The 8,660-nt window shown below is 59.5% G+C and carries 11 protein-coding genes; 9 read left to right on the forward strand and 2 right to left on the reverse strand.

What is annotated here, in order from left to right; all coding sequences use genetic code 11:
* From Mspo_RS18955 to Mspo_RS18985, 7 genes are all read left to right on the forward strand, one after another.
* Positions 1–315, forward strand: a 315-nt coding sequence (locus tag Mspo_RS18955; protein WP_159732789.1) for a hypothetical protein, incomplete at its 5' end; no start/stop codon positions are given.
* The gene (locus Mspo_RS18960) at positions 293–583 is read left to right on the forward strand and encodes a DUF2867 domain-containing protein (RefSeq protein ID WP_201281760.1); all 291 of its coding nucleotides are present in this window, start codon (positions 293–295) and stop codon (positions 581–583) included. The genes Mspo_RS18955 and Mspo_RS18960, both read left to right, overlap by 23 nt.
* A 29-nt stretch (positions 584–612) precedes the next feature.
* Entirely contained in the window at positions 613–1,845 is a 1,233-nt protein-coding gene (locus tag Mspo_RS18965; RefSeq protein WP_159732793.1) for an AfsA-related hotdog domain-containing protein, read from the forward strand.
* A gap of 61 nt (positions 1,846–1,906) precedes the next feature.
* Positions 1,907–2,977, forward strand: a complete 1,071-nt coding sequence (locus Mspo_RS18970) for a hypothetical protein (RefSeq protein WP_244613556.1) — start codon at positions 1,907–1,909, stop codon at positions 2,975–2,977.
* A complete protein-coding gene (locus tag Mspo_RS18975) occupies positions 2,970–3,758 on the forward strand; it encodes an SDR family NAD(P)-dependent oxidoreductase (RefSeq protein ID WP_244613554.1) in 789 nt (262 codons plus the stop codon). The genes Mspo_RS18970 and Mspo_RS18975 overlap by 8 nt, the downstream gene beginning before the upstream one ends.
* Before the next feature lie 9 nt (positions 3,759–3,767).
* Positions 3,768–4,532, forward strand: a complete 765-nt coding sequence (locus tag Mspo_RS18980) for an SDR family oxidoreductase (RefSeq protein WP_159732799.1) — start codon at positions 3,768–3,770, stop codon at positions 4,530–4,532.
* 1 nt (position 4,533) lies between these two features.
* A complete protein-coding gene (locus tag Mspo_RS18985; protein ID WP_159732801.1) occupies positions 4,534–4,968 on the forward strand; it encodes a hypothetical protein in 435 nt (144 codons plus the stop codon).
* 706 nt (positions 4,969–5,674) lie between these two features.
* Here Mspo_RS18985 and Mspo_RS18990 read toward each other — a convergent pair.
* A complete protein-coding gene (locus tag Mspo_RS18990; protein WP_256366383.1) occupies positions 5,675–6,502 on the reverse strand; it encodes a Rha family transcriptional regulator in 828 nt (275 codons plus the stop codon).
* Positions 6,503–6,644: 142 nt separating this feature from the next.
* On the opposite strand from Mspo_RS18990, the gene Mspo_RS18995 reads away from it, so the two are divergent.
* On the forward strand, positions 6,645–6,848 hold the full coding sequence (locus tag Mspo_RS18995; RefSeq protein WP_159732805.1) for a hypothetical protein: 204 nt from the start codon (positions 6,645–6,647) through the stop codon (positions 6,846–6,848).
* A gap of 3 nt (positions 6,849–6,851) precedes the next feature.
* Positions 6,852–7,322, forward strand: a complete 471-nt coding sequence (locus Mspo_RS19000) for a hypothetical protein (protein ID WP_159732807.1) — start codon at positions 6,852–6,854, stop codon at positions 7,320–7,322.
* A 248-nt stretch (positions 7,323–7,570) separates the two neighbouring features.
* On the opposite strand, the gene Mspo_RS20055 is transcribed toward Mspo_RS19000, so the two are convergent.
* Entirely contained in the window at positions 7,571–8,542 is a 972-nt protein-coding gene (locus Mspo_RS20055) for a hypothetical protein (protein ID WP_244613555.1), read from the reverse strand.
* Positions 8,543–8,660: the final 118 nt, after the last annotated feature.

The following is an 8,660-nucleotide window of genomic DNA, read 5'->3' on the forward strand; positions in this document are numbered from 1 at the left end:
GGCTTTTCCGCCGCTTACGCCTATGACGCGCGCGGGGTGCGGAAGTCGAAGAGCGTCAACGGATTCGCCACCGTCACCGTGACTGACGAGAGCGGCCGGCCGCTGCTGGACTATGACGGGTCGAGCGGGGCGGTCCGCCAATGGATGGCGCAGGCGGGCGGCGCGGCGGGCGTGGTTGCGCTTCTCGATCCCGCAGGGGCGCGGCGGACGCTGATCCCGGACATTCAGGGCTCGGTGATCGCGAGCCTCGACGCGGGCTCGGGCGCGCTGACGCGGCAGGGCTATGCGCCCTATGGGCAGACGGCGGGCGCGTAACCCAGTTAATTTATCGGTCCCCTTTTTCACGGTCGAAGAGATATCTGCGAATCGCTTGGTGCTCACCTCGCGCGATCGTCACCTCGCGGTCATGGTGTGTGTGGACTTTTTTTCACAGAGAAACGCCGACATTGGGGTCGATGCGCTGGATCGTCTGCGGCTGACAGCCTCTGTGGTTACGAACAATCGATTTGGACGTCTCTATATGCTTCCCGTAGCCCCCGCACACAAATTGATCGTGTCCTGGATGTTACGAAAGCTGAGATAACTCGAACTTGAGCAATAGGATGTGGACGTATGACTTTTCAGAAACCAATTACCCCACACATTCTTCACAAGGACAGCCCTGACGACGTATTGCTGCAGGACGTCCGTGAATTAATTCCAGCTCGCATCGAGCGCGATGCGATGGACGCGGTCGTCGAGAATTGGAACAATGCCGAAAAGCAGCGATTCTGTGAGCTCTACCGACCAGAAGGAGCGCTCTACGTATTGCGGAGCGTGCCGGCGTCTATCGACTTGATCTCCGCGGCGTCTTTGGCCGAATTCGAGGTGAACCTGCTGGAATTCTATACGCAGGACGATGGCGCCATGCGTCTTACCGCGCAATATCTGCCGAGCGGCGTCGAGGAGTATCTACGTCGGGCGTTCCTCCCCCATGTCGCGCAAGTGACTCGTGAAGAGTCGGAAGCGCTCGCGATCGGCTTGGCCAAATCAGAGTGCTGGAAACGGGCGCGCGTAAGCTGCTATTTGATGCTGAATGACACCGACAATTATTTTTTCTATCGAAAAGCCCACGAACACGTGCCGGGTTTGATGCTGATCGAAGTCGCGCGGCAGGCGATGTATCATTATGTCTACAATTCCAGCGGCTATGATCGCGGCGAGATCTCGATCTCCATGTCCACTCTCGACGTTCAATTCATTTCGTATGTCGAGTCGACCTATGCTGTCGAAGCTCTCGTCACCCAGACCGAAGGACTTGCGCGCAAAACACCGAGATTCGTGGACAAGACGGCGAGCTTTTTCCAAAATGGACGCTCGGTCGCGAAAATCCGCCTGCAAGGGGGAGCAATGAAAATGCCCCTCTTCAAGCGGATGCGAACGCTGAATTTCCCAGAAACGCACTGGTTCACGCCGTCGAACCGCGTCCTTCGCCGCGCCCTCGTCAATACCGACGGACGGCTCTCGATACGCGTCGACCTGGAAATGCTCTCGATGAGAGCCGTTTCCGTCAAGGGACAGATCGAGACCGACGGTCATTGCGAGGTCAAGAGCGTATCGATCTATGCGGACGGCTTTGGATTTCTGTGTCTTCCCGTCGACTCGTACAGCGTCGCCGGGGATCGCACGATCTTGCATCTGGACACGCTCTCACGCGAGCAATCCAACGCACTGAAGGATGTGATCAAATCACATTTCTTCTTTGTGACGCGAGACGATTTCGCCTCTCATTCGACGCTCTCCGAGGCCGAAATATCGTCGAGCCGGAACGACAGCGCGATGTCACGCTATGAAGTCATATCCTGAAACGACCACGCCTTTGAGGCTCGGGCGGCTCGTCTTGAAAAACCGCATCTATTTCGCCCCTATGGGCATAGACATGGCCGACGAGACCGGCGGAATGTCAGACGAATTGGAGCGGTTCTATCGAGGAATCATCGATGGAGGCAGCGCGATGGTCGTGCTTGGAAATTCTTCGATCGATCCATCGACGCGCCTGCACAGGCGCGGACTTTGCCTGCATGACGAATCTCACGCTCGGCGTCTCGCTCCGCTGATCGCCTATGGGGCTGCGCGCAATTGCCCGGTCGTCGTGCAGCTTCAACATTATGGCGCCCAGGGCAGCAGCCGTTCTGGACAGCCATTGTCGGCTCCGAGCGCTCCGAGGAATCTGCGAGGGTCGAAACTCGACTCGAAATCGCCGACGCGCAGAATGGGGCTGGACGATATCGCGGCGGTGCGTCGCCAATTCACTAAGGCGGCCGTTCTCGCGCAGCGCGCGGGCGCCCGAATGATTCAGCTGCAAGCGTCCAATGGATATCTCCTCAGCAGCTTTCTGTCCCCCTACACCAATCGTCGCAGAGACGCCTATGGAGGATCCGCGCTGCGCCGAGCGCGGCTGCTCCTCGAGGTAATCGAAGACATACAGAACGCGACAGCCGGCGCCATCGATGTATCGGTGCGGCTCGGAATCGACGATTGCCTCGGTTCGGCAGGGCAAGAGCCGCATCTTCTCGGCGAAGTGGTTCGAGAATTGGGGCGCGCTGGCGTCGCCGCGATCATGTGTTCGATGTCGATCCGCGAGACGTTCCATCAAATGATTCATCCGACGCCGCATATGCGACGACAATTGACCGAAGGCGTGCGGCGCATACGCGCCGAGGCTACGACGCCTGTCGGCTTCGCCGGATTCATCGCGACCCTCGACCAAGCTGAATCTCTGCTCGCGGAGCGAGTCGCCGACCTTGCTGGGATGAGCCGGGCGATTTTCGCAGACAATGACATCGTCACCAAATCTCTGGCGGGAGATCCCGGGCGGGTCCATGCCTGCCTTTACGACGGAAACTGCTTTCGCGACAAGACGAATCCGGCGCTCGACCGCGTGTATTGCTGCGTCAACCCGAAATACAAGCGGCCGGAGCACATAAGCTATGCATGAGGAGACGCGAGTGGGCCTTGCTGAAAAATCGAGCGTCGTCGTCGGCGGCACGAGCGGGCTGGGTTTGGTGATCGCGAGGCGGCTCGCGGAGCTCGGAAGCCCTGTCGCAATCATCGGCCGAGACAGAAAAAAAGGCGAAGCCGCGGCGGCCGTCCTCGGCAATGACGCGCTATTTATCGAGAGCGACATCGGCGATCATCGATGCGTCGACGCGGCGTTCGACGAGCTGGCGCGCAGATTCCAATCACTGCATTTCGCCGTCAATTGCGCCGGCGTCACCGGAGGGCACGCGCCGATCAGGCGGATGGATACGAACGATTGGGATCGGTTGATGAAAGTGAATTGCAGCGGCGTTTTCTATTGCCTGCGACGCGAGATCGAAATGATTCGTCGCACGCCGGGCGGCGCGATCGTAAATGTCTCGTCATGCGCGGGCGCTCTCGCTATTCCGAATCAAGCGGCTTATGTGTCCAGCAAGGCGGCGCTGAATCTGTTGACGCAGGTGGCCGCCATCGAAAACGCAGTGGATCATGACGATGGCTTTTCCGTCCGAGTGAACGCTGTTGCGCCGGGGCCGATCCTCGGCGGCATGAACACGCCGGAGCGTTTGGCAGCCGATCCCGACAACACCAGGCGAAAGATCGATGTGACCGCAATGAAGCGCTTCGCGCGACCGGAGGAAGTGGCCGCGAGCGTCCTCTATCTCTTAGGCCCAGGGGCGACTTATGTCACTGGCGCGATACTCGACGTAGACGGTGGCTATCGAGCCGGGAAGTTTTGAGAGGCGATCGTGAAGACTGTTTTCATCACCGGCGTCAGCGCCGGGATAGGCCATGCGCTCGCCGAGCTGTATCTCGCACGCGGCTTTCAAGTCTGCGGCGTATCGCGACGAGTTGCGACCGATCTGGCCGATCATCCGAACATGATTTTCGCTCGATGCGACTTGACGCGCTTCGACGCCATCACGGGCGTCGTCGACAGCTTGTTCGCCCGGGCGGGCGCCGCATCTTTGGAGGCGCTGTTCATCAATGCCGGCAGCTTTGGTCCCACGCCCAAGCTCGCGACCGAAACGTCGATCACCGAATTTCATGAAGTCTTGAACATCAATGTGAGCGCCGCCAAATCCGTGTTGGACGCGTGTCTCTCGCGATCCGCGCGGCCACAATGCGTGGCGTTTTCCGCTTCGATTTCCGCCATCCGTCCGCGCCCCGGCATGCTTTCCTATTCCGTATCCAAAGCCGCGCTCAATGCTTTAGTGAAATCATACGCGCTCGAAAACCCCGACATCTTCTTTGCGGTCCTCGGACTTTGCATCGTGGACACCGAACTCACCAGAGGAGCCATGCGAGCCGACGATCGCTTTGACGACCTCGTTGCGCTACGCGCTCGCGCCACGTCGATCGACGGCTATCTGGCGACGCCGGACGAGCGTGCGCGCGATCTCGCCGCGGTTCTCGATAGACGCGTGGAGCTGGGACTGCAATCGGGTCAATTCAAAGAGATCCGAGAATTGACAGCGATGTTGGATCGACGTTCTTCTGCAGAAAAAGTCTGAAATGCGTGTTTCAGCATATCGTAAAATCGTCATCGGCTGCGCCGTTTATGATCTCGTGGCCACGACCGCTCTCGCCGTGCCAATTCTGGTTCCAATGATCGTTTCTCTCTTCGAGAGTCTCGATCACGCTCTCCGCTTCGATACGAATTTCATTTCGCCTGATCCGACGACGATTTTTCTGATCAATCTCGCGGGTTGCTCGGTCGTGATCTGGGCCTTGGTCCGTCTGCGAATGCCTTCGGTGAGGCTGGGCAGATTCGATGCGTTGTATCGAGGCATGATCGTTCTCTGCCAGATTTGGGCGGTCCTGCACGGCGCGACTCCCCTTCTCTTGGGAGTTTCCGTCGTGCTGCTCGGAATGGCGGCGCTCGAATTGCTGCCTGTATCAGAAGCGACGGAGATCGCAGACGCGAGATCGACGCGCATATCCGCTTGAAGACTCCTGCGACGGCGTCACGCTTCGAGCTCGGTTCTGCGCAGCGGGACGCAATCGATCCTCGGAGACGCTCATATCGACGCCGCAACGCAGTTTGGACATCGTCTCGCGCTTTTTGGCGCGAACGTCGTCGTCGAACTTCGTCGCACTTTCGCGTATGGCGTGATGAAGCTCTCCGCCTGCTTCAAATGCACGGGAGACAAATGCCCCCGGCCAATTCCCTCGCGATCCCGGAGCCATTCCGAATCTGATGGTATGCGAGAAGCGTCAAGGGCGACAGCGCCGGATTTTGCCAAGCGACGAATCATAAGGCGTTCTTCAACATGAGATCGACTCCGGACCATTGAAAGCTCGACAGCAGAGCCGCGACCCGGGCGACGAAATACAGCGCGCCTATTTCGTCGGAGGTCTCCGCCGGGCCGCCTCGCCATACTGCGATCAATTGCCAATAGCTGATCCAGAAGAAGACTATGACTCCATAGCCGATTGTTAACGGCCGTGCGAACGTTCGTCATTTTGGACGGGCTCGATCCGCCCCCGAAGTTTCATCCGGCGGCGAGTCGAGTCCCGGCGGTCGATGCGCCCGGCGATCAGCGGAGCCGGCAGTGGTTGCGCAAGCTCGGCCGCCGCGTCGCCCGAGGCGGCGCCGGGCGGCGGCGCGGCGGCCTCCTCACGCACGGCTTTCCAGTGCGCGAGAGACGAATTTTCATTCGCACCGGGCGCGCTTCCTGGACGCGACAACCGTCGCGAGACCCGGCTTTTCGTGACCGGAGACCTTCTCTCGAAAGGACCGGAAGTAGCTTTCGAGCGTCTTGATCTGATAGCACAGGGCGACGGCGTCGTTTTGGGCAGCGACATCGCAGGGAAAGAGGCCGCCGGGACCGGCGGGCCATGCCGTGTTGAGCTGGCGGCGGTCGAAAGCGAGCGCATAGAGAGCCGCCTCCGTGATTGCCTCGCGCTCTGTCGGCCCACCGCCGAAATCGACTGTGACGAACCCTTTGGCAAGCGGGGGAAGACGTTCGAGCGCGGCCTCCTTATTGCGGATCCCGAGCGCCTCGCAGGATTCTTCCGCGAGCAGCGGGAATCGCTTGTCGCCGGTGTAGGGGATATTTCCGACGAACAGGATTTTGAGCAGATAATTCGGGCTGATGAAGTCGCCGGAGTAGATATCCTTGAAGCGTCGGCGGCAGTGCTCGACGAATTCCGCCGGCGCGGACTCGGGCTCCTCGGAGCCGACGGCTCGCCGGAGGCCGAGTTCCGTTTCCATGGCGTTGAAGGCGTCGATGAATTTTATTTTCCACCCCAATGCTTCGTCGCCCGTGAAGCCGAAGGTGAGAAGCGTAAAGCCGTCGCGGGTCAACGCGAAGGAGCGAATGGCGCGACCCGGCACCGTCGGGTGAGGGTGAGAAATCTCCATAAACCATTGTTTCTGCGCATCCCTCAATTTTGAGGACTGAAGCAACCCGTCGATATCGCGCAGGACGTTGTCATGGCGTTTGCCGAACACATCGGCGACCTGGCTGTCAGGAGCCATCTTGGCTTGAGAATATCCGATTCCGAATCGAAAAAGCCATGATATGGGGTCTTCCTCACTTCCTGTTGCGATGGCCGCTACACAGGAAGCAAGCGCGCACGAAGGAGCCGCGCAGACGCTCGGGAGCGTCTCGGGATGCGAGGTGAGCGCTCTCGTGTCGTCGAAAACCCGCGCGCCGATCGTCGAGCCCGACGCTTATTCGGTCATCGCTCCCAGCTGCATGATCGCCGACGCCTTGACGAAAGTGCTCGCTCAGACCAAGCAGACGGATAGCACTTACCTTCGGCGGTTCGGCGCGACAGGGCTGATTACCTCTGCGCGGTCCAATGAACTGGAGGCTGCTTGACACATGCGTCTCGGCAAATGGCATCAGGCGATCACCTATGCGGCGCTGATCGTCGTCGCGGCGTCGGGCGTCTCATGGTTCGCGCTCCACGATTTCCTGGAAGAGGAACCGGGTAATCTCCAGCGGGCGTTGCTCACCGTCCACGGCGTTTCCGCTTTCGTCACGCTCATGGTGGTCGGCTCCGTCCTCCCGCTCCATGTGCGAGCGTTTTGGCTCGGCAAGCGCAATATCGCCACAGGCGCATCGCTGCTCCTGGTAATGACTCTGCTGATTGTGACTGCGCTATTTCTCTATTATGGAGGAGAGGACTCGAGAACTCTGGCCAGATGGACCCATATCGGCGTAGGGCTGCTCGTGTTCGGACTGCTTCCACTGCACGTCGTGCTGGGCCGCAAAGCCAGAAGCAAACCTTTCGCCGTCAGTCGAACCCGGCCCGCCGAGTCCCGCATTCATTCGTCCATTTCACCTTATTGAGCAGATTCTATGAGGGTGAGCGTCGGCTTCGGATTTGTTATCCGTGGTTTGTTTGCTCGAGAGCTATGGGCGAAAGCGGGTGATGACGGCGTGAGGCAAGCGGCGTGACGGGGTTGGTGGTCCAGCCGACCCAAACCTCCAAGAGGAGCGTTACGCCATGAATGAAAATAGAGTTGTCGCTCTTCGGCAGGAAGGCGAAATCGACGCCTCACCGAGATCCGGCCGGCATTCCGATTTGCAGCGCGCGCTCAGCAAAAGCCGCCAGGGTTTGCGAGAATTGCGAGCGCGAAGATGGGCGTCAGCACGGTCATTGCCCAGAACGCCAAGTGAACGTCGATCGCGACATTACAGAACCAGAAACCAGGAATGTCGGTTTTTCCCATCACATCGAAGGTTTCGCCGCTGGAAAACATCGCGTGTGTTCTGCGAATCGATCGCTCTCGATTGCTTCGCCAGGCGGCGAGAAGAAAGAAATGCGCGCATGCGACGCTAGCCGTCATGATGTATATCGCGTGCTCGCACGATGGGCCGCCGCTTCTCACGAAGAAAATCGCGGCGCAGAGCATGACGACGACATATCCGACCGCCGCGCCTCGCAGCCAAATTCGATTGGCCGAAATCACGTTCATTCGCGCCGCTCCAGGCGTTGAAAGGGGATTGATTATCAGACTTTGGCTTTTTCGGCCACGGGGAGAGGGCCGACGCGAGGGCCGGCCTCCGCATGCACACTCGGCGAGGCGACGCCCTGCGTGGTATACGGCGGCGGAAATCCGTCTTAAATCACCACTTTCTCGATCTCGTCGAGGCTCATCTCGTCGCGCCGCCGGTCGTAGAGCTGCGTGGTGCGCGTCGAGGCATGGTTGGCCATGCCGGCGGCCTTTTTCGAGCGTGCCGCCGTTCTCGAGATAGGCGGTAATCCCCGTGGCGTGGAAACTGTGATTGCCGATCTTGGTGGCGATCCCGGCCGCCCGCGCCCGGCGACGGATCATCGCATAGGCGTTGGCCTGGGGCAGGGGCGTCTTGGTGAGCTGACGCGTTCCGCGCCCGATCGTGCGGAACAGAATCCCCTTCGGACCGACGACGAGTCCGCAGCCCTCGATGTAGGCGAGGAGGTAGCTTTCGAGATTATGGTGACAGGGCATTTCGTGGCGCTTGCCGCCATTCTCATTCAGGCGCACCCACAGGCGGCGGTTCTGCACGTAAACGTCCTCGACCCTCATGGCGAGCGCTGCACCGTAAGCCTCCGGTGAGGCTTTCAATTACCCACAAGTAGCTGACTCAGTGGGCGGATTTGTGGAAGAAGAAAGTTGAATCGGATGAATCGGTTGTGATTCGTTA

The organism is Methylosinus sp. Ce-a6 (assembly GCF_009811655.1).
Lineage (GTDB): Bacteria > Pseudomonadota > Alphaproteobacteria > Rhizobiales > Beijerinckiaceae > Methylosinus.

Bases quoted from the DNA above. Each gene is read 5' to 3' on its own strand.
- Mspo_RS18970 (WP_244613556.1), top strand. From the start codon at position 1,907: ATGGGCATAGACATGGCCGACGAGACCGGCGGAATGTCAGACGAATTG.
- Mspo_RS18975 (WP_244613554.1), top strand. From the start codon at position 2,970: ATGCATGAGGAGACGCGAGTGGGCCTTGCTGAAAAATCGAGCGTCGTC.
- Mspo_RS18985 (WP_159732801.1), top strand. From the start codon at position 4,534: ATGCGTGTTTCAGCATATCGTAAAATCGTCATCGGCTGCGCCGTTTAT.
- Mspo_RS18960 (WP_201281760.1), top strand. From the start codon at position 293: ATGGGCAGACGGCGGGCGCGTAACCCAGTTAATTTATCGGTCCCCTTT.
- Mspo_RS20055 (WP_244613555.1), bottom strand. From the start codon at position 8,542: ATGAGGGTCGAGGACGTTTACGTGCAGAACCGCCGCCTGTGGGTGCGC.
- Mspo_RS19000 (WP_159732807.1), top strand. From the start codon at position 6,852: ATGCGTCTCGGCAAATGGCATCAGGCGATCACCTATGCGGCGCTGATC.
- Mspo_RS18990 (WP_256366383.1), bottom strand. From the start codon at position 6,502: ATGGCTCCTGACAGCCAGGTCGCCGATGTGTTCGGCAAACGCCATGAC.
- Mspo_RS18965 (WP_159732793.1), top strand. From the start codon at position 613: ATGACTTTTCAGAAACCAATTACCCCACACATTCTTCACAAGGACAGC.